This is a genomic window from Escherichia sp. MOD1-EC6300, from assembly GCF_002965045.1.
Taxonomy (GTDB): domain Bacteria; phylum Pseudomonadota; class Gammaproteobacteria; order Enterobacterales; family Enterobacteriaceae; genus Escherichia; species Escherichia coli_F.
On record NZ_PTRH01000009.1, the window covers coordinates 31,416 to 49,583 of the forward strand.

At 54.9% G+C, this 18,168-nt stretch carries 20 protein-coding genes; 4 read left to right on the forward strand and 16 right to left on the reverse strand.

Annotated features, from left to right (window positions below):
- Positions 1–22: 22 nt before the first annotated feature.
- From amiA to BGE37_RS14760, 4 genes are all read left to right on the forward strand, one after another.
- Positions 23–892: an N-acetylmuramoyl-L-alanine amidase AmiA gene (amiA, locus tag BGE37_RS14745; protein ID WP_000102907.1), complete on the forward strand. Its 870-nt coding sequence runs from the start codon at positions 23–25 to the stop codon at positions 890–892.
- A gap of 3 nt (positions 893–895) precedes the next feature.
- Complete coding sequence (hemF, locus tag BGE37_RS14750; RefSeq protein WP_105288154.1) at positions 896–1,795, forward strand: oxygen-dependent coproporphyrinogen oxidase; 900 nt, start codon at positions 896–898, stop codon at positions 1,793–1,795.
- Positions 1,796–1,932: 137 nt separating this feature from the next.
- Positions 1,933–3,195, forward strand: a complete 1,263-nt coding sequence (locus tag BGE37_RS14755) for a DUF1963 domain-containing protein (protein WP_105288155.1) — start codon at positions 1,933–1,935, stop codon at positions 3,193–3,195.
- Positions 3,196–3,235: 40 nt separating this feature from the next.
- Positions 3,236–3,553: a hypothetical protein gene (locus BGE37_RS14760; RefSeq protein ID WP_001285748.1), complete on the forward strand. Its 318-nt coding sequence runs from the start codon at positions 3,236–3,238 to the stop codon at positions 3,551–3,553.
- A 76-nt stretch (positions 3,554–3,629) separates the two neighbouring features.
- Here BGE37_RS14760 and eutR read toward each other — a convergent pair whose 3' ends face one another.
- The 16 genes from eutR to eutP all read right to left on the reverse strand — a co-directional run bounded on the left by eutR (position 3,630) and on the right by eutP (position 18,167).
- Positions 3,630–4,682, reverse strand: coding sequence for an HTH-type transcriptional regulator EutR (gene eutR, locus BGE37_RS14765; protein WP_000753720.1), 1,053 nt, complete (start codon positions 4,680–4,682; stop codon positions 3,630–3,632).
- 45 nt (positions 4,683–4,727) lie between these two features.
- Entirely contained in the window at positions 4,728–5,228 is a 501-nt protein-coding gene (eutK, locus tag BGE37_RS14770; RefSeq protein WP_105288156.1) for an ethanolamine utilization microcompartment protein EutK, read from the reverse strand.
- A gap of 12 nt (positions 5,229–5,240) precedes the next feature.
- Positions 5,241–5,900 (reverse strand): ethanolamine utilization microcompartment protein EutL, encoded by a 660-nt coding sequence (eutL, locus tag BGE37_RS14775; protein ID WP_001111043.1) that lies wholly within the window; start codon positions 5,898–5,900, stop codon positions 5,241–5,243.
- Positions 5,901–5,909: 9 nt separating this feature from the next.
- Positions 5,910–6,797 carry an ethanolamine ammonia-lyase subunit beta gene (eutC, locus tag BGE37_RS14780; protein ID WP_000372324.1) on the reverse strand — a complete coding sequence of 296 codons (888 nt, stop codon included), beginning with the start codon at positions 6,795–6,797 and terminating at the stop codon, positions 5,910–5,912.
- Between the two features lie 20 nt (positions 6,798–6,817).
- Positions 6,818–8,179 carry an ethanolamine ammonia-lyase subunit alpha gene (eutB, locus tag BGE37_RS14785; RefSeq protein WP_000769961.1) on the reverse strand — a complete coding sequence of 454 codons (1,362 nt, stop codon included), beginning with the start codon at positions 8,177–8,179 and terminating at the stop codon, positions 6,818–6,820.
- 11 nt (positions 8,180–8,190) lie between these two features.
- Positions 8,191–9,594: an ethanolamine ammonia-lyase reactivating factor EutA gene (gene eutA / locus BGE37_RS14790; RefSeq protein ID WP_001097435.1), complete on the reverse strand. Its 1,404-nt coding sequence runs from the start codon at positions 9,592–9,594 to the stop codon at positions 8,191–8,193.
- A complete protein-coding gene (gene eutH, locus BGE37_RS14795) occupies positions 9,591–10,817 on the reverse strand; it encodes an ethanolamine utilization protein EutH (protein WP_000512386.1) in 1,227 nt (408 codons plus the stop codon). Before eutH ends, eutA begins: the two co-directional genes overlap by 4 nt.
- A 216-nt stretch (positions 10,818–11,033) precedes the next feature.
- Positions 11,034–12,221 carry an ethanolamine utilization ethanol dehydrogenase EutG gene (gene eutG, locus BGE37_RS14800; protein WP_047643791.1) on the reverse strand — a complete coding sequence of 396 codons (1,188 nt, stop codon included), beginning with the start codon at positions 12,219–12,221 and terminating at the stop codon, positions 11,034–11,036.
- The gene (gene eutJ / locus BGE37_RS14805; RefSeq protein ID WP_088541225.1) at positions 12,211–13,047 is read right to left on the reverse strand and encodes an ethanolamine utilization protein EutJ; all 837 of its coding nucleotides are present in this window, start codon (positions 13,045–13,047) and stop codon (positions 12,211–12,213) included. The genes eutG and eutJ overlap by 11 nt, the downstream gene beginning before the upstream one ends.
- Before the next feature lie 10 nt (positions 13,048–13,057).
- Positions 13,058–14,461 carry an aldehyde dehydrogenase family protein gene (locus tag BGE37_RS14810; protein WP_105288157.1) on the reverse strand — a complete coding sequence of 468 codons (1,404 nt, stop codon included), beginning with the start codon at positions 14,459–14,461 and terminating at the stop codon, positions 13,058–13,060.
- A gap of 11 nt (positions 14,462–14,472) precedes the next feature.
- Positions 14,473–14,760: an ethanolamine utilization microcompartment protein EutN gene (gene eutN, locus BGE37_RS14815; RefSeq protein ID WP_000762196.1), complete on the reverse strand. Its 288-nt coding sequence runs from the start codon at positions 14,758–14,760 to the stop codon at positions 14,473–14,475.
- Positions 14,761–14,866: 106 nt separating this feature from the next.
- Complete coding sequence (gene eutM, locus BGE37_RS14820) at positions 14,867–15,160, reverse strand: ethanolamine utilization microcompartment protein EutM (RefSeq protein ID WP_000387713.1); 294 nt, start codon at positions 15,158–15,160, stop codon at positions 14,867–14,869.
- A gap of 38 nt (positions 15,161–15,198) precedes the next feature.
- The gene (gene pta, locus BGE37_RS14825) at positions 15,199–16,215 is read right to left on the reverse strand and encodes a phosphate acetyltransferase (RefSeq protein WP_105288158.1); all 1,017 of its coding nucleotides are present in this window, start codon (positions 16,213–16,215) and stop codon (positions 15,199–15,201) included.
- Positions 16,212–17,015, reverse strand: a complete 804-nt coding sequence (eutT, locus tag BGE37_RS14830) for an ethanolamine utilization cob(I)yrinic acid a,c-diamide adenosyltransferase EutT (RefSeq protein WP_000651275.1) — start codon at positions 17,013–17,015, stop codon at positions 16,212–16,214. The genes pta and eutT overlap by 4 nt, the downstream gene beginning before the upstream one ends.
- On the reverse strand, positions 17,012–17,713 hold the full coding sequence (eutQ, locus tag BGE37_RS14835) for an ethanolamine utilization acetate kinase EutQ (RefSeq protein ID WP_000733930.1): 702 nt from the start codon (positions 17,711–17,713) through the stop codon (positions 17,012–17,014). The genes eutT and eutQ overlap by 4 nt, the downstream gene beginning before the upstream one ends.
- Complete coding sequence (eutP, locus tag BGE37_RS14840) at positions 17,688–18,167, reverse strand: ethanolamine utilization acetate kinase EutP (RefSeq protein WP_105288159.1); 480 nt, start codon at positions 18,165–18,167, stop codon at positions 17,688–17,690. The genes eutQ and eutP overlap by 26 nt, the downstream gene beginning before the upstream one ends.
- Position 18,168: the final 1 nt, after the last annotated feature.

Here is an 18,168-nt window from a genome sequence, read left to right on the forward strand (position 1 = left end):
TTATTATTACAACTCAGGCCGTATGAGCACTTTTAAACCACTAAAAACACTCACTTCGCGCCGCCAGGTGCTGAAAGCCGGATTGGCTGCCCTGACGTTGTCAGGAATGTCGCAAGCCATCGCCAAAGAAGAACCTTTAAAAACCAGTAACGGACACAGTAAGCCGAAAGCCAAAAAAAGCGGCGGCAAACGTGTCGTTGTTCTCGATCCAGGCCACGGCGGAATTGATACCGGAGCGATTGGTCGCAATGGATCGAAAGAAAAACATGTGGTGCTGGCGATTGCCAAAAACGTCCGTTCCATTTTGCGTAATCATGGCATTGATGCGCGTTTAACGCGTTCTGGCGATACGTTTATCCCGCTGTACGATCGCGTTGAAATCGCCCATAAACATGGCGCTGACCTGTTTATGTCAATTCACGCCGACGGCTTTACTAACCCGAAAGCTGCCGGTGCTTCGGTATTTGCTCTCTCGAACCGCGGCGCAAGTAGCGCAATGGCGAAATACTTGTCTGAACGCGAAAACCGCGCTGATGAAGTTGCCGGTAAAAAAGCGACTGACAAGGATCACCTATTGCAACAAGTGCTGTTTGATCTGGTACAAACCGATACTATTAAAAACAGCCTGACGCTCGGCTCACATATTCTGAAGAAGATTAAGCCGGTGCATAAGCTGCACAGTCGCAACACCGAACAAGCCGCGTTTGTAGTGTTGAAATCGCCATCTGTTCCTTCGGTGCTGGTGGAAACTTCTTTTATCACCAACCCGGAAGAAGAGCGGCTGTTAGGCACGGCGGCATTTCGCCAGAAAATCGCCACAGCCATTGCCGAAGGCGTGATCAGTTATTTCCACTGGTTTGACAACCAGAAAGCACACTCGAGAAAGCGGTAAGAGATGAAACCCAACGCACACCAGGTTAAACAGTTTCTGCTCAACCTTCAGGATACAATTTGTCAGCAGCTGAGCGCCGTCGATGGCGCAGAATTTGTCGAAGATAGCTGGCAGCGCGAAGCTGGCGGCGGCGGACGTAGCCGGGTGTTGCGTAATGGTGGTGTTTTCGAACAGGCGGGCGTCAACTTTTCACATGTCCACGGTGAGGCGATGCCTGCTTCCGCCACTGCTCATCGCCCGGAACTTGCCGGACGCAGTTTCGAAGCGATGGGCGTTTCGCTGGTAGTGCATCCGCATAATCCGTACGTTCCCACCAGCCACGCGAATGTGCGCTTTTTTATTGCCGAAAAACCGGGTGCCGATCCCGTCTGGTGGTTTGGCGGTGGATTCGACTTAACCCCTTTCTATGGCTTTGAAGACGATGCTATTCACTGGCACCGCACCGCCCGTGACCTGTGCCTGCCATTTGGCGAAGACGTTTATCCGCGTTACAAAAAGTGGTGCGACGAATACTTCTACCTCAAACATCGTAACGAACAACGCGGTATTGGCGGGCTGTTCTTTGATGACCTGAACACGCCAGACTTTGATCACTGTTTCGCCTTTATGCAGGCGGTAGGTCAAGGCTACACTGACGCTTATTTACCGATTGTTGAACGACGCAAAGCGATGGAATACGGCGAGCGCGAGCGCAATTTCCAGCTCTACCGTCGCGGTCGCTATGTCGAGTTCAACCTGGTCTGGGATCGCGGAACGCTGTTTGGCCTGCAAACTGGCGGGCGCACCGAGTCTATCCTGATGTCAATGCCGCCACTGGTACGCTGGGAGTATGATTATCAACCGGAAGCAGGCAGCCTGGAAGCGGCGTTAAGTGAGTTTATTAAGGTCAGGGATTGGGTTTAATATCATGAAAATAAAAGAAAAATAACCCTATGTTTGTGGCTTGAAATTAATTCTGTTTAATTTGTGTGCCATAGTGACACCCTAATATCTAATAATAATCTCTTTCGACTTAATATCCTCAGGCAAGGAGCGCCTCTATGACTCACCGTATTCCCTGTAAAAGCCCCGCTTGTACATCAACCATTCTTCCGGAAACCGCTGCGCGTACTGACGGATACTGTATGCCCTGCGTTCAGGCACAACAGCAGCGTGAGCACGATGAATATATCAGGAAAAATAAAAAGACCGTGAATGTGTTTGCTGGGCTAAGCGATCCGATTGCCATGCTGAAATTAGTTCACCAGCCACGGAAATTCGATGCGTTAATCGACTGGACTCCCTGCCCCGCTCCCACCGATGCCCTGTATCAACAGTTGACCGCCGATCAAGCGCAGCTGATGGCTGATTACGCCACAGAACGCTTTGCGTCTGGTGAATATGAACACGCTCAGGAGATTTGTCTTTGTCTGGCGGCGTTTACCCAGGCAAATCTGGATGCATATTTACGAGAGTGGATCTCTTATGATGATTTAGACGCTTATTCTCCTCTGCCTTTCCACCGCGCCCCAGCGGATGTTCGCGATACGCTGTTAGAACGGGTTGAGGATGATGCAGAAAACAGAAATTGTATTCTGCAATGTCTGGCATGGATTGGGGATGACGTTGTTGTTGAACGTTTTGCCTACTGGCGCAATAACCCGCCGCTGTGGCGCAGTTCACTTTACATCGCGCCAGAAGAATATGCGCATGAGGCCGGTTGGGAGTTAACCGCTGAAGATCAAAGGCGTAATCTCTATTTTCCTCAATGTTTTCATCTGGAGATGAAAAGCACCGGGTCTTGCGAAGCTTTGCGTGTTGTTGATGAACGCAGCGATACCTGTCCAAAGTGCGCATTGCCCCTAACAAATCTTTTCGACGTTGACCTGAAGGCAACGGGTCTTAGCGATAACGGCAGTTTTCGCGTCGTGACTTGCGAATGTTGCACCGCCTACAGCACCATTTTCGGCTACATGGACTCAAAGGGTAACGCTCATTTGTCTGCAAAAAATATCCCGCCTGCCTGGCTGCCGGATGATGTATCGGAATGGCGTCGACTCCCTGTAAACAGCATGAGACAGGGAAACCTTAGGTCACCGTTATTTGCCGCAGACCCATTTTTACCTGTCTCTTTCTCGCAACTTGGCGGGCATCCAACCTGGATTCAGGACGCGGAATATCCTCTCTGTCCGCAATGTTCCCACACAATGATGTTTCTTGCGCAACTGGATTATGCCGATATTGAACAATATGGCGAAGGGATAATTTACGCGTTTATCTGCCCGGAGTGCCGGACAACAGCGACGTCTTATCAGCAATCTTAGAAATTATTTTGCGCCAGTTTGCTCACGGGAGCATTTAAGAATGTCAGACACATCAAATAAAGAAAGTAAATGGCACCCTCATCTGGATATGAGTTTTCTGGGATGTGTGCTGGCATTTGCTATAGAAGTTTATTTTGAAGAACACATTTTTATTCCCCACGGTGGAGGAGCAAGTTTTGGATTGATAGCACTCATCGTTATTAATTTTATGACTATCCCGGTAGTGATCGTGGTAACAACACTATTTTGCTATTTATTTAAAATTTCGCGAAAGCGCGTAAATTGTATGTTGGTATTCCTGCTGGCGTGTATTCTGACAATTGTCGGTTTGTTTATCGCCTATCCCGTTGGGCAATAAAATACATAGCAATTCAACGTAATTTGTAACTTCACTATGGACCGGATCAAACACCATCCTCATCCGGCCCTCACCCTCACTCCAGTTCCTGCATCCGCTGATGTAGCGTCAGAGACGGCTTCTCGGCAAACAGTTGCTGGTAATCCGTGGCGAATTGCCCCAGATGCCAGAATCCCCACTGCATGGCGGCATCTTTGACCGTTGTACTTTGCGACCACGGGCTTATCAGTTCGCGGCGCACGGCGTTCAGGCGAATGCGTTTCAGCCACGCGTTTGGGCCAATGCCTAAAAGAGCGTGAAACGCGTTTTGTAGCGTGCGGCGGCTGACATGCAGTTGATTGCACAAATCCAGCACGGTTACCGGTTCGGACATATTCTCCAGCACATATTCACGCGCGCGGGTCAACAAGCGACGGTAACTCTGGTGGCTGATACTTTCCGCCGTCACCATTGGCTGCGCTTCTTCCAGCATCGCCCCCATCGCCATTAGCAAATTATCCCCCAGCACTTTTCGCACTGCAGGCTGATGGAGATTTTCCGGGTTCTCGCAAAATGTCGCCAGAGCCTGTTGGACAAAGCCCCACAGCGCGGCTTTATGCTGCTCTTTCACTTCCAGCGCCGACTGGTTACGTAACATATGCAGCACCCTTTCCGGGTTATGCAAAAAGTTAGCCTGACGGGTGATGACATCTTCAGAAAGCACCACGCCAAGGATCGTGTAATCGTCCGGCGTACTTAATTCAAACTCGGTTCCTCCAGGGCGCGTCGCTATTTCTGCGCTTCCCAGACATTGCGAACCGATAAATCCCTGCTCACCGCGTGTCGCCGGAATGCCAAACCAGAACGAGTTCGGCCAGACCAGGCACGACTGACGCAGCGCCAGACCGGTGTATTCACGAAAAACCTGAATATCATCGAGTAGAATTTCCGTAAATTCACCATGAAACTTGCCCGGATGCAGCTGATCGTAAATCTGCTGCCAGGCGGTAATCGTCAAAGCATGTTCATAGACATCCGTTGTTTGCCGTTGATGAACATTATCCACTTCGACCTTCGGCGTGAGCTTCAGGTTTTCGGGTAAGGGTTCATGATAAAGATGGTGCAAATTGGCTGTACGGGTCTTTTTCATGATGTTAATGCCGGGTGTTGTAGGACACCCGGCACCTCCGACAGGTTAATGGGGCTTGAGACGATAACGACTACTGCGTTTACGTAACGTCCCGGCAGAAAAGAGCTGTTCGAGCGCATTTCTGGCTTTTTCCAGCGGCCAGCCAAAGTGGGCAGCCACTTCTCCTGCCGTCATTCCCTGACGTACTGATGTTAACAGCGCCAACAACTCGTCAGCAGATTCCGCGACGATAACTGGCGCGTCGGGTTCCTTTACGGATTGCTTCGGCTGGCGGTTAAAGCCAGTAACCAGCCACTGGGTGTCATCGTCTGGCCGACCGATCTCCTTACGGCTGATGACACGCCCGGTACGCATCGCGGCAGCACAACCTGCGTCCAGCGCCGCACGACACGCCGCCAGATCGCCTTCCACCACCAGCGTTAGGCGACCAGGGTCAAGCACTTCGTGACTGAGCAGACGAACGTTAGCTGCTTTGAGCATGGCATCAGCTGCATCTATCGCGGCGACCATGCCGTCCACTTCCAGCAATCCCAGTGCATTGATCATCGGCAACCTCCGTTACGCACGCTGGATTGGATTACGCGCGATTTCCAGCACTGCATCGGTAAAGGCGTTACAGGCTGCTTTACACGCGGCCTGGCTACCGGTTAAAAATGCTGCCGAGTAGTTGGTTTCAGACGGTGGCGGGACATAGGTCACCAGCTGCACGTCGGCAGATTTCAACGCTGCATCAATGCCGTAGGTCGCTTCCAGCGGCGGTGCCACCAAATACGCCATCGGATCGCCAAGCGTGATCCCGGCGGTTGATGAGAGATAAGAACCGGTACGCGAAACTACATGTGCCAGGAATGCCGTATCTTGCGCGTCGTTAGCCCACTGGAAAGCCGCGCCATTTTCAATATGCGCAACCATCGCATCCAGACCAGCACGCACTTCCGCCGGGTTTGGCCCCCCGAGCATAATCAGCACTTCACCGGCAGTCGGTGACGGGCCGTGTGCGGCTCCCGCATACAGCGAGCGACCATACACGACTTCAACCATCGCCTGCTTGGTCGCTTCGTCAGCCGCAATGTAGGTGACGTCATCGGAATCAGCAGAAATCAGCCCGAGGCTACGAATATGCGGCGGCAATTTCAGTTCACGCGCAAATTCGGCGTTAACAGAGGCAATCACCCGCATGGCGGTTACCGACGGTCGAATCAAATCTAAAGCTGGCATGATGCCTCCTTATCGGGTCATGTTGATGCCGGATGCTTTCTGCTCCAGCATACGTTTCGCCAAATCCACAATGACGGCTGCGGCTTCAACCGGCGGCGTGCCGCCCTGGTGAATGTTAGAGATACAGGTACGGTCGGCCTCAACGGTGGTTGCCATACGCGGCGAGTAAACGGCGTAGCAGGAGAGACTTTCTGACTGCCCCAACCCCGGACGTTCACCCACCAGCAGGATCACCACTTTCGCGCCAAGAAGTTCGCCAATCTGATCTTCAATCTTCACGCGACCGTAACGCACAAAGAACGGTGTGCCGACTTTCAACCCGGCCTGTTTCAGGCCCGCCATCAGCGGTGGCAGAATCTCTTCATAGTTCACGGTGATCGCATCAGTAGACAGACCATCGGAAATAACCACCTGTACGTCCGGATTGGCAACACACTGCGCTTTCAGCGCTTCAACAGCCTCTGCACACAAGCGGCGGCCCATATCCGGGCGAGTCAGATAGAGATTTTTGTCGCTAATTTCAGAGCGGACTTCCAGCAAGCCCTGCGCTTTCACCCACTCTTCCGGCACTTCTTTCAGTACGGTGTCTTTCGAACGAGAGTGATCGGCCAGGAAACGCAACAGCGCCTGGGTACGCGGACGCGGACCAGCACGACCGGTACAGACGCGAGCCACGGTGCTGCGGCGCAGTTCTGTTAATACGTCTGCGCGATGCGGGTTTTCAACGCCAATCCACGCTTTTGCTTCCGCGGAACCTAAATCCAGCGCGCAGCTTTCCGAGGTCACCGGTGCCGCACAGGTGGTAGTGGCGCATTTTGCTTCTGACGGCGCGGGGGCCGCTTGTCCCATTGACGCCATCACGCTGCGTACAATTTCTTCAATCTGTTTTTGATCCATGATGTGTTATCTCCGCGTCATCAGAAGAACAGTGACGGATCGCCCGCCCGTTTGGTCAGGCGACCGTTTGCCATAATGCCCATGCTTTCCAGCCAGCGTTCAAACTCCGGTGACGGGCGCAGGTTGAGTAACTGACGCACAGTGGCGGTGTCGTGGAAGGCCGTAGTCTGATAGTTGAGCATGATGTCATCGCCCAGCGGCATCCCCATGATGTAGTTGCAGCCTGCGGTGGCGAGCAGGATCATCAGGTTTTCGTTGAGGTTCTGGTCAGCGTCAGCGTGGTTGGTGTAGCAGCAGTCACAGCCCATAGAAATGCCGCTCAGTTTGCCCATAAAGTGATCTTCTAAGCCCGCACGGATAATCTGCCGGTCGTTGTAGAGATACTCTGGCCCAATAAAGCCCACTACGGTGTTGACGATAAACGGATCGTAATGACGTGCCAGCCCGTAGTTACGCGCTTCCATCGTTACCTGATCTGCACCGAAGTTAGCGCCCGCCGATAGCGCAGAACCCTGCCCGGTTTCGAAGTAGAGGCAGTTTTCCCCGGCGATACGGTTAAACTCTGCGCCCACTGCGCGTGCTTCATCGAGCATCGCCAGCTCTACGCCAAACTCTTTCAGCCCTTTTTCACTGCCGCAGATACTCTGGAAAATCAGCCCGCCCGGCGCACCGCGACGAATCGCTTCGATCTGGGTGGTGACGTGCGCCAGCACGCAGCCCTGGGTTGGAATGTTGAATTTGTCGATCACGCCATAGATGGTATCCAGCACGCGGCTTAAGTTTTCCACGTCGTCAGTCACCGGGTTAACGCCGATCACCGCATCGCCCACCCCGAAAGAAAGCCCTTCGTAGATTTGCGCGGCGATACTTTGCACGTCGTCGCGGGTATCGTTTGGCTGCAAACGGGCGCTGAAGGTGCCCGGAATACCAATAGTTGTATTGGCTTTTTTGATTACCGGCATTTTCTTCGCGCCGTAGATCAGGTCCGCGTTAGAGCAAATCTTCGCTACCGCCGCGACCACTTCCGAGGTCAGCCCTTTGCGGGTAAAAGCAATGTCGTCAACGCTGGTTTCATCACTCAGCACATACTCACGCAGTTCGCTGATGCTCCAGTTTTTAATCTGGTTGTAGGCCGTTTCGTTAACGTCGTCCTGAATCAGTCGCGTCACGCAGTCATCTTCATAGGCAATCACCGGATTATTGCGGATGTCCGCTACGGTCATTTCCGACAACACCTGCTTTGCAGCCACGCGCTCCTGTGAGCTTGCCGCTGCAACGCCCGCCAGCACATCCCCCGAACGCAGTTCGTTGGCTTTAGCCAGCACCTCTTTTACATCCTTAAACTGATATACATTGCCGAACAATGTGGTCTTTAGTTTCATAAGTCGTTCCCTCAGGAAGGAAATGCGAGTGATTTCACCGTCACCGGCACAACCGATCCGCCAAAAAGAGGCGTACCAATGTCGATATAGTCCCCCGCGCGGACAATCACTTCGTCAATGACTGCCAACGGGAGTTGTTGTAGCTGTGGGCGCAACAACATGCCCAGAGCTTTACCAAAATCCTGCCCGGCCACCACCAGCAGGGGATGCGGATTCGGAAAACGCGCGACGAAATCGACCAGCGCGTTGATGACCGTCAGTACCGCGGCGTAACGCACAGGCAGCGAGGCGGGAAGCGCCAGCACGTACGCGTCAGTTTTGGGGCAAAGATCCAGCTGAATCAGCGCCTGTTGCCAGGCACTCACCAGATCCGTTTCATCAATTGGGATCGCCACCGGCAAATTGCGCAGCGGCAGTTGTACGCCCTCCAGCCAGATTGTGCTGCCAGAGAGCGAAAGGGTATGTGCACCCGCGCCAATCACCGTGGCGCGTACGGTTTGCGCCGGAAACTGCACGTTCATCTCACGCAGACGAGGATGCTCATGCAGCGCCGTTGCCAGAAGCGGGCCGATATCGGCAAAACAGAACGGGTCGGCGGGCTGGTGGCGATAACATTCGCCCACGCCGCCAGAAAGCGTAATGATTTCGGGCGTAACACCTGCGGGCAGCAAACCGGTTTGCATCAATGCCTGCGCGAGCGGCGAGAGCGTTCCGTCAATCACTTCGACAATCAGTTCCGCCATCCGCCGGGTAACCTGCACCAGCTGCGCGCCGGTCAGCGAACGGGCGTCAGTGCCTGCACCGAAGCACTCATCCACTATCATCTGCCCCGGTTTATGAGCGTAAACCACGCGCCCCTGGCTGTCGGTTTCCAGCAGGCGACCGCCGACGTTGAGGCAAGCGGTGCCGCTGATTTTTCCGGCATCGAACAAAGCGTAGTTCGCGGTGCCACCGCCAATATCGATATTCAGTACCCGACACAGCCGTTGTTCAGAAAGGGTTTGCGCCCCGGCACCGTGACCGGCGATCACGGATTCGAGATGCGGCCCGGCGCTGGCGACGACAAAATCGCCAAGCGACTGGGAGAGCGTCATCACCGCCGGGCGAGCATTGCGGGTTTTCGCGCTTTCACCGGTGATGATGATGGCACCAGAATCAACGCTTTCCGGCGCAATGCCCGCAGCCTGATATTGCTCGAGGATTAAGGTTTTCAGTTCCGCTTCTTTTAAACCGCCCAGTTTATCGACAGGGGTAAAGAACACCGGGCTTTGCCAGCTAATTTCGCGTTTGATGAATTCGTAGCGCGGCACCTGCGACACCGCCGCACGGTTAACCAGCTCCAGGTGGGAGAAGATCACCTGGGTGGTGGTAGTGCCGATATCGATACCGACGCTCAGTAGCTGGCGAGTGTTCACGATTGTGCCTCCGCTTCGGTTTTAGCCGCGGTCGCGTCTTCTTTTGGCACCAGCATCATCGCCACGCCAATCGCCGTAACGCCGCCGATCAACTTGCCGACAATCATCGGGAAGATCATGGCGTTCATGTTGGCAGCGGCGAAGCCTAAATGGTCACCCAGGGCGAAAGCAGCGGAAACGGCGAAGGCACAGTTGATCACTTTGCCGCGGGTATCCATCTGCTTCATCATGCCGAACATCGGGATGTTGTTGGCAAGCGTTGCCACCATGCCGGCTGCCGCGATGTTGTTCATATTCAGCACTTTACCGACGCTCATCAGCGGTTTTTCAAACCAGCGGGTCAGCAGCAGCACCATCGGATACGCCCCTAACAGCACGCAGGAGATAGAACCGATAACTTCAATGGCGCGCATCACTTCACCGGGTTTATCGCCAGGGGCCATAAAGATAGGATCCAGACCGGGGATCAGTTCCCAGCCAAGGAGGAATTTCACTACCGCGGCAGCAAGACCGAGGGTGATCAATGCAACGAGGAATTTGGCGAAGATCTGGAAGCCGTTGATCATTTTTTCCGGGATGAATTTCAGCCCCAGCGCCACCAGCACCGCAACGATAAGTACCGGGATCATGTTCATCAGGATCAGGGCAAAGGTGAATTCCACCGGCTGACCGTTGATCTGCACACCGGAGTACATAGCCACCAGACCACCAGCAATACAGCCAATCGGAATGGTCACAATGCCCGCCAGCACGCCGAGCGCCAGATAACGACGGTCAGAAGGTTCGATAATGCCGAGCGCCACCGGAATGGAAAACACAATCGTTGGCCCCATCATCGATCCGAGAATTAACCCAGAGTATAGCCACGCTGCCACATCGCCGCCCGCCAGCTCTTTCGCGAGGAAGAAGCCGCCCATGTCGCACGCCAGCAGTGTTCCAGCGAACATTGACGGGTTTGCGCCGAGCATTTCGTAAACCGGGATAATCACCGGCCCAAGTACGTGGGCCAGTACTGGTGCCAGTGCGGTCATACCGACCATCGCCAGGCCCAGTGCGCCCATTGCCATAAAGCCTTCTTCGAACTGGCCGCCCGATCCTTCGATACTTTTACCAAACTTACCGAGGAAACGAGCCGAACCGCCGAACTGCGACAAGATCCTGTCTACGGCAGCTATCAGCATAAAGAACATCATGATGTACATGATGATTTCGTTAATTCCCATCGCCTTTACTCCCTGTTAGTTGTAATTAATTGCCGGATGCGGCGTGAACGCCTTATCCGCCCTACATGTGTAATCCCCCAGGTCGGATAAGACGCGGCAAGCGTCGCATCCGGCACTTGCACCGCGCCATTGGCGGATGCGGCGTGAACGCCTTATCCGCCCTACATGTGCAATCCCCCAGGTCGGATAAGACGCGACAGGCGTCGCATCCGGCATTTATTGCGCCGCTGCGTACAAGCCGACAATCTGCTCCAGGCTGGCGGTACGCGGGTTGCTGCGCAGACAAATATCTTCCAGCGCGGCCTGCGCCCATGCGCCGTAATGCGCAGATGCCGCACCAACATCGCCCAGTCGTTTACCAATCCCGACTTCCGCAATCAGCTCACTTACCGCGTTAATAGCGTCACGATCGTCGGATTTTTTAGTTCGCAGCGCCCGACCAATCTGACTAAACCGTTCGCGACAGACCATCCGGTTAAACTCCATCACCGTGGGCAGCAGCATGGCGTTCGCCAGACCGTGCGGAATATGCAGCGCCGCCCCCGGCTGATGCGCCATCGCGTGACATAACCCAAGTCCGGCACTGGAAAATGCCATTCCCGCCATGCATGAAGCCAGCAACATACTCTCGCGCGCGGCAAGGTCATGACCGTAACCCACTGCTTTCGGCAGTGATTTACCAATCATCGCAATTGCGCCAATCGCCAGGCTGTCTGTAAACGGTGTAGCGTTCAGCGCGCTGTACGCTTCAATGGCATGAGTTAACGCGTCGATACCGGTCATTGCCGTGACATGCGACGGCACACCTTCGGTCAGCGCGGCGTCGAGAATCGCCACATCCGGCATCAACGAGGCATGTGCTAACACCTGCTTGCGCCCGCTCACCGCGTCGATAATCACCGTTACATTGGTGGTTTCAGAGCCGGTTCCGGCGGTAGTTGGAATGGCAATCAACGGCAGGCGCGGTTGCAGAACGCTGGTTTCTGACATTTCTGCCAGCGTGCTATCGGGATTCGTTACCAGCAACGCCACGGCTTTTGCCGCATCCAGCACCGAGCCACCGCCAAACGCGATCACCCCATCACAGCCTGATTCACGCAACTGCGCCACGGCGGCACACACGTCAGTGATGCACGGTTCGCCCACCGGACATGGCCAGAGCGTCATGGCGATACCTTTAACGGCCAGGCTACGCGTCAGCCCGGCGGTCATCCCTGCCTGATGCAAAAAGCTGTCTGCCATCACGAACAGATGTTTCAGCCCACGCGTTTGCGCTTGCTGTCCGCAACTGCTCACCGCGCCCGGACCGCAAAGCGTCACCGGTGGAACGCTAAATGTTTTTACCCGTTGCAGATTCAGGGTATCGAACGCCTGAAAGAGCGCGGTCTGCAATTCATTTTGCATAGATCCCCTCCGCTTTCTCTCGCCCGCTACTGGCGATCGCCAGCGGGGTCATAAACAAACTGTGCTGCGGTAGATGCACCTGTAACGCCGGGAATTGTTTGCAAAACAGTTCCGCCACGCCCGGTTGCATACAGGAGCCGCCCGCCAGCCATAAATCAGTAATGCCCTGCCCTTCAATATGCCGGGCAACAATGTCCGCCATTTTTTCGTACACCGGCTTCACCGCAGGCCAAATCTCGTCACCGTGACCGCGCTTGTACTGCTCTGCCTCTTCCAGCGAAATACGGCGATTTCCGGCGAGAGTCAGAGAAATGTGATGTCCGCCGGTCGCTTCATCCGCTGAATAAGTCACCTTGCCCTTTTTCACGATGGCAATTCCGGTAGTGCCGCCGCCAATATCCACTACACCGGCGTTGTCCAGTTGCAGTAGATCCGCGACTGCGGTTGGCTCATCCAGCACATGGCTCACTTCCAGCCCGGCAGACTCCAGCACATTGATGGAAATACGCGGATCCGTACCTGGTGGAAATGAAGTCGCCGCACGGCTAAAACGGCGACCAAATTGCTGCTCGAGGGTATCGAGATGGCGACGAACAATCGTAACTGCACCGAAGAAATCCCAGACGATGCCGTCGCGGACCACATCGGCCCAGTCGAGGCATACCGCCACCGGCTGACCGTCGCCGTCGACAACCATCGACACCACATCGCAGGTGCCCAGATCCACCCCTAACCACAACGGAGACTCCGTGGTGGCGGGCGTCTGGTTACACAGCGTTGCCGCCGTTTGCAGACGCGGGGTAAGCCATTGTTCGTCGTGCGCCATCGGTTACTCCTTAAACAATGCGAAACGCATCGACTAATACACAGCGACGCAGACGGACAAACGTACGCGCGCTGGTTACCCCTTCACCGGTTGGCGTGGTGATGGTCATCGTGGTCCAGCCTTCCCCGCCCAGCCCCAGCCCGGCAATGCACGGTCCGTTCTTAACGAAAATACTGGTATCAATGGCGTTCGCCATTTGGTTCATGTTCTCGATATTGCGCGAGTGCATTGCCGCCGTGTGGTGGCAACCGCCTTCCAGTTTCACCGCCAGCGCAATGGCATCCGCCACGTTGGCGACGCGCACGACCGGCAGCACTGGCATCATCAGTTCGGTCACGGCAAACGGATGTTCTGCGGGGGTTTCTACAAACAGCAAGCGCGTTTCTTGCGGCACGTTCAGGCCGATTGCCGCCGCGATTTTCGCCGCATCGCGACCCACCCAGTCACGGCTGACGGTGCCTTTTCCGCGCTCATCGATATTTTTCAGCAACACCGGTTGTAACTGCTGTGCCTGTTCTGCGGTCAGTTTCACCGCATGCTGGCCTTCCATCAGACGCATTAGTTCATCGGCTACGCTATCAACAACAATCAGCACCTTTTCATCGGCACAAATGATGTTGTTATCGAAAGAAGCGCCTTTGACGATAGACTGAGCGGCACGGGCGAGGTCGGCGGTTTCATCCACCACTACCGGTGGGTTGCCAGCGCCTGCGGCAATCAGACGTTTATTGGTGTGTTTACGCGCCGCTTCCACTACCGCTTCGCCGCCGGTCACCACCAGCAGGCCGATACCCGGGAACTTGAACAAACGTTGCGCGGTTTCGATATCCGGATTGGCCACAGTAACCAGTAAGTTTTCCGGCCCGCCTGCGGCAACAATCGCCTGGTTGAGCAGCGTAATAGCCCGTTGAGAGACTTTTTTCGCCGCCGGATGCGGGGCAAAAATGACGCTGTTGCCCGCGGCAATCAGGCTGATGGCGTTATTAATTACGGTTGCCGCCGGGTTAGTGGAAGGCGTCACCGAAGCCACCACGCCCCAGGGCGCGTTTTCAATTAAAGTCAGGCCGTTGTCACCGGTCAGCACCTGTGGAGAGAGGCACTCAACGCCTGGCGTACCGCGTGCCTGAGCGACGTTTTTGGCAAATTTATCTTCTACGCGGCCCATACCCGTTTCACTGACGGCAAGTTCCGCTAAATCTCTGGCGTGTTTTTCGCCTGCTTCACGAATAGCGGCAATGGCTAACTGGCGCATTGCCACGCTCTTTAACCCTTGCTGGGCAATTTTGGCTGCCGCAACGGCGTCATCCAGGGAAGCAAAAACGCCCATCTCATGAACGGCGGCGGGCGGCGTGTCACTGCTTTGCATTTTCAGCAGTACCGCTTTCACCACCTGTTCAATATCCTGTTGATTCATGATGTTCTGCCTTATTTGTGGAAAATTACCTGACCGCCAGAGACCACCTCATCGACAATGCCAATTACGCACAGATCGACCGGTGACGTTTCGCTTTTATGCGCCTGGCGGGCGGAACTGCCACTCACCAGCAACACCCACTCCCCGGTTCCCGCGCCAATATTGTCGATGGCGACGGCGCATTGCCCGTCAGGATTACCTTGTGGATCAATCATTTCCACCATCAGCAATTTGTCATGCGCCAGTCCGTGATGGCGTACGGTACAAACAATTTGTCCAGTGACGACTGCCAGTTTCATACCCGCCTCCGTGGCGTATTTCAGGTAAAAGCTCCCCCTACCCTCCGCGGAAGGTAAACTGAAAAAGGAGAGAGCGTGACGCCCGGATCGACGTCACACAGGGTGATTACAGGTTGCTGCTATCGCCTTTCAGGCCGATCGGGAAGACCTCTTCCAGATCGCCGTGCGGACGCGGAATAACATGTACGGATACCAGTTCACCGATACGCTGTGCCGCTGCGGCACCGGCATCGGTTGCGGCTTTACAGGCTGCAACATCACCACGAACCATGGCAGTACACAGGCCGCCGCCAATCTGCTTAACACCAACCAGCTTGACGCGCGCAGCTTTCACCATCGCGTCAGAAGCCTCAATCAGTGCAACCAGGCCCCGGGTTTCGATCATTCCTAATGCTTCCATTGTGTTTTCCTCTTTATAGGGGTCCAGAACGGGACCGTTCATTCAACCAGTGTTTGTAAACTGCTTTCGCGGTTCACTTTTGTCTGACGCGGCACAGCTGCCACCAGCGCCAGCTCGATAATTTCCTGCACGCTACAACCACGAGAAAGATCGTGCATCGGCGCGGCAAGTCCTTGTATCAATGGCCCGACGGCACGATATCCGCCAAGTCGTTGTGCGATTTTGTAGCCAATATTTCCCGCCTCCAGCGACGGAAAAACCATCACATTGGCTTTGCCCTGTAGCGGGCTGGCTGGCGCTTTTTGCGCCGCCACTTCTGGCACAAAGGCGGCGTCAAACTGCAACTCGCCATCGACGACCAGCTGCGGTGCGCGCTCACGGACGATTTCTGTCGCTTGCTGGACGTTGGCAACGCAGGGGTGACGGGCGCTGCCGTTACTGGAGAACGACAACATCGCCACCCGCGGCTCTTCTCCGGTGATGGCTCGCCAGGTTTCGGCGCTGGCAAGCGCGATATCCGCCAGTTGTGCCGCCGTCGGCTGTGGCACTACGCTGCAATCGGCAAAGCCCAACGCTGGACCGCTGTACTGTGGCAGCATCAGGAAAATGGAGGAGAGCGTTTTACAGCCTTGCTGCAAGCCGATAATGCGTAATCCGGCACGCAGCACATTCGCCGTGGAAGAGAGGTTGCCCGCGATACAGACATCCGCTTTACCGGCGCTGACCATTGCGGCGGCGAACATCAGCGGATCGGTAAGTTTTTCCAGCGCATCCGGCGGCGTTTTTTCGCCCGCGCGGGCCAGCCAGCGATGAGCAAATTCTTCCCGCATTGCGAGGTTGCTATGAGGATCAATCACCAGTAGCCCGTCCATCGCCACGCCGTGGCTGAGCGCAAACTGACGAAGTTCAAACGGATTGGCGACCAGAATGGGCGTTGCCAGACCTTGTTGATGTAAATATTGCGCAGCTTTCAGCACACGTTGATCTAACGCATCCGGAAAAACTACTCTGGCGGGCGCTCGCAACGCCAGTTCACGACAACGTTCAATAATCATTGCGTCTCTCCCAGTCGTTGTTGGATCTGTTTCACCGTTAGCGGCTGCTTCGTTACGCTCAAAATCATCATCACGTAGACCGTGCTGGAAAGGCGGTTCAGCGCCTGTAAGATGTCCGGGCGTAATACTTCAAAACTGCGGGTGATAAACACCTGCGCCGCTACGGTTTCGGTTTCCCGCACTTTGGTGCGTAGCAGATTCAGCAACGCCGCATCACGTCCGTGGCTGGCTTCCGGCACCAGATGATCGTGGTCGAGATAACGTAGTGGCTGGTGAGAAAGTCGATGCAGATCTTCGTCAGAAAACCCGACAATCGCCTGGCAGCCCAGCGGTTCGCCCAACACATCGGCACGCATAATGTTGCCAAGACGCGAACGGATATCCGCCAGCCACGGCTGCCACGGTTCTGTCAGTTCAATTTGCAGCCACACTACCAGCGCAATGGTGCTGTCGAGAACAGCGCGAAAACCCAGGCGCGGATCGCTTTTGGCGACCATTTTTTCCGCCGACAGGTGAGTCAGCGTGTCCGGCTTTTTCGCCACTGGCTGGTGACACAGTTCGCAGCACGCCTGCGGATGTTCATCACTACTGGTCAGCACGTGAACGGGCTGTAGCTGCTGCTGTTCATCGTCAACAAACAGGCGGCCCTGCTCGTCAATAAACTTGATGCGCAGATGGCGGCTTTCCAGTAACTCCCGGGCAGAGGGCGTCAGGCGACTGTCCGCAGGGAGATGGATCTCTGCGCCTTCGCTGAGCGTATGGTTCGCTCTTAGCCATGCTTCGGTGATGAAATCTTTCATAGGGATTGCCAGTTAGCCGGCCAGGCGACATACAGGAATTTCACGCTGGATGTCGTACCAAATTCGATGCTGGAGCCTTTCGGGATAAACATCACGTCGCCCGCTTTGGCGATCATGGTTTCGCCTTCATGGCGAACATGAAGCTCCCCTTCCAGTACCATGTCGATTTCGTCGTAGTTCAGGGTCCACGGGAAGAAGGCGTTCTCCCACTGCATAAAACCGGCGGCCATGCTGCTGCCGTCGTCTCCGGTCACGAGATCAGTCAAGCCTACGCAGTGCGGTTCCGCGCCATCGAAACGACCAAACTTCACGCTGCTGCCATCAATAACTTTGATGCCGCCTTTGCCGGTCACCGATTTAAAACTCGGCTGCATTGCCCCCTGCTCCAGCGACTGTTTTTCCTTCATCACTTTTTCCATCAGCTGCGCGACCAGGCTTTCGGTAAACTGGCCTTCCGGCAGCTGGGCGATGATGGTTTCGCGGATACGCTGGCTTTCAGTTTTATCGGCAGGCACGCTGACGGGAACAGATGCCGCTACTGGCGTCGATTCAGTGCATTCGGTGATGGTAAACCCCAGCAAGTCCGCCACTTCGCGGGCTTCCGGGGTAATAATGCTGGCGCGCAGAACCACAGACATTGCCTGTTCGCCGCGCGCATGTGCTTCACGAATATCATTCGCTGTGATGAGTTTTTTCACCTGCTTCCTCCTGTTCGGTGAGAGATGCCAGATAATTCACCAGTTGCTGCACGCTTTGCGGGTCGTGGCTGTTTAGCTCGAAAATCGGCTCTTCAAAACCAGTTTCAAGCAATAACTTTCGCGTTGCTGCGACGTCAGCATCCGGCATGTCCGTTTTACTGATGACGGCGATTTGCCGTTTGCTGGCACCAATATCCAGCAACCCGGCAGGCAATCGGCTTTCCGGGTCATTCGCGCCGTGGACATAAATCAGCATGTCCACATCCTGTAGCGTGGTAATTAAGGCGTGATACCAGCGGGGATGGCTAAAATATTCACCCGGCGTATCAATATCGCCCTTATCATTAAATTCCACGGCCTGTGTTTTTCTGGCGAGGGTATAATTCCCCTGCAACGCATTAAATAACGTTGTTTTTCCTGCCCCGACGGCACCCACAAACGCAATTCGTTTCATG

Coding starts and splice junctions, on each gene's coding strand:
- amiA (WP_000102907.1), top strand. CDS start 23: ATGAGCACTTTTAAACCACTAAAAACACTCACTTCGCGCCGCCAGGTG.
- hemF (WP_105288154.1), top strand. CDS start 896: ATGAAACCCAACGCACACCAGGTTAAACAGTTTCTGCTCAACCTTCAG.
- BGE37_RS14755 (WP_105288155.1), top strand. CDS start 1,933: ATGACTCACCGTATTCCCTGTAAAAGCCCCGCTTGTACATCAACCATT.
- BGE37_RS14760 (WP_001285748.1), top strand. CDS start 3,236: ATGTCAGACACATCAAATAAAGAAAGTAAATGGCACCCTCATCTGGAT.
- eutR (WP_000753720.1), bottom strand. CDS start 4,682: ATGAAAAAGACCCGTACAGCCAATTTGCACCATCTTTATCATGAACCC.
- eutK (WP_105288156.1), bottom strand. CDS start 5,228: ATGATCAATGCACTGGGATTGCTGGAAGTGGACGGCATGGTCGCCGCG.
- eutL (WP_001111043.1), bottom strand. CDS start 5,900: ATGCCAGCTTTAGATTTGATTCGACCGTCGGTAACCGCCATGCGGGTG.
- eutC (WP_000372324.1), bottom strand. CDS start 6,797: ATGGATCAAAAACAGATTGAAGAAATTGTACGCAGCGTGATGGCGTCA.
- eutB (WP_000769961.1), bottom strand. CDS start 8,179: ATGAAACTAAAGACCACATTGTTCGGCAATGTATATCAGTTTAAGGAT.
- eutH (WP_000512386.1), bottom strand. CDS start 10,817: ATGGGAATTAACGAAATCATCATGTACATCATGATGTTCTTTATGCTG.
- eutG (WP_047643791.1), bottom strand. CDS start 12,221: ATGCAAAATGAATTGCAGACCGCGCTCTTTCAGGCGTTCGATACCCTG.
- eutJ (WP_088541225.1), bottom strand. CDS start 13,047: ATGGCGCACGACGAACAATGGCTTACCCCGCGTCTGCAAACGGCGGCA.
- BGE37_RS14810 (WP_105288157.1), bottom strand. CDS start 14,461: ATGAATCAACAGGATATTGAACAGGTGGTGAAAGCGGTACTGCTGAAA.
- eutN (WP_000762196.1), bottom strand. CDS start 14,760: ATGAAACTGGCAGTCGTCACTGGACAAATTGTTTGTACCGTACGCCAT.
- eutM (WP_000387713.1), bottom strand. CDS start 15,160: ATGGAAGCATTAGGAATGATCGAAACCCGGGGCCTGGTTGCACTGATT.
- pta (WP_105288158.1), bottom strand. CDS start 16,215: ATGATTATTGAACGTTGTCGTGAACTGGCGTTGCGAGCGCCCGCCAGA.
- eutT (WP_000651275.1), bottom strand. CDS start 17,015: ATGAAAGATTTCATCACCGAAGCATGGCTAAGAGCGAACCATACGCTC.
- eutP (WP_105288159.1), bottom strand. CDS start 18,167: ATGAAACGAATTGCGTTTGTGGGTGCCGTCGGGGCAGGAAAAACAACG.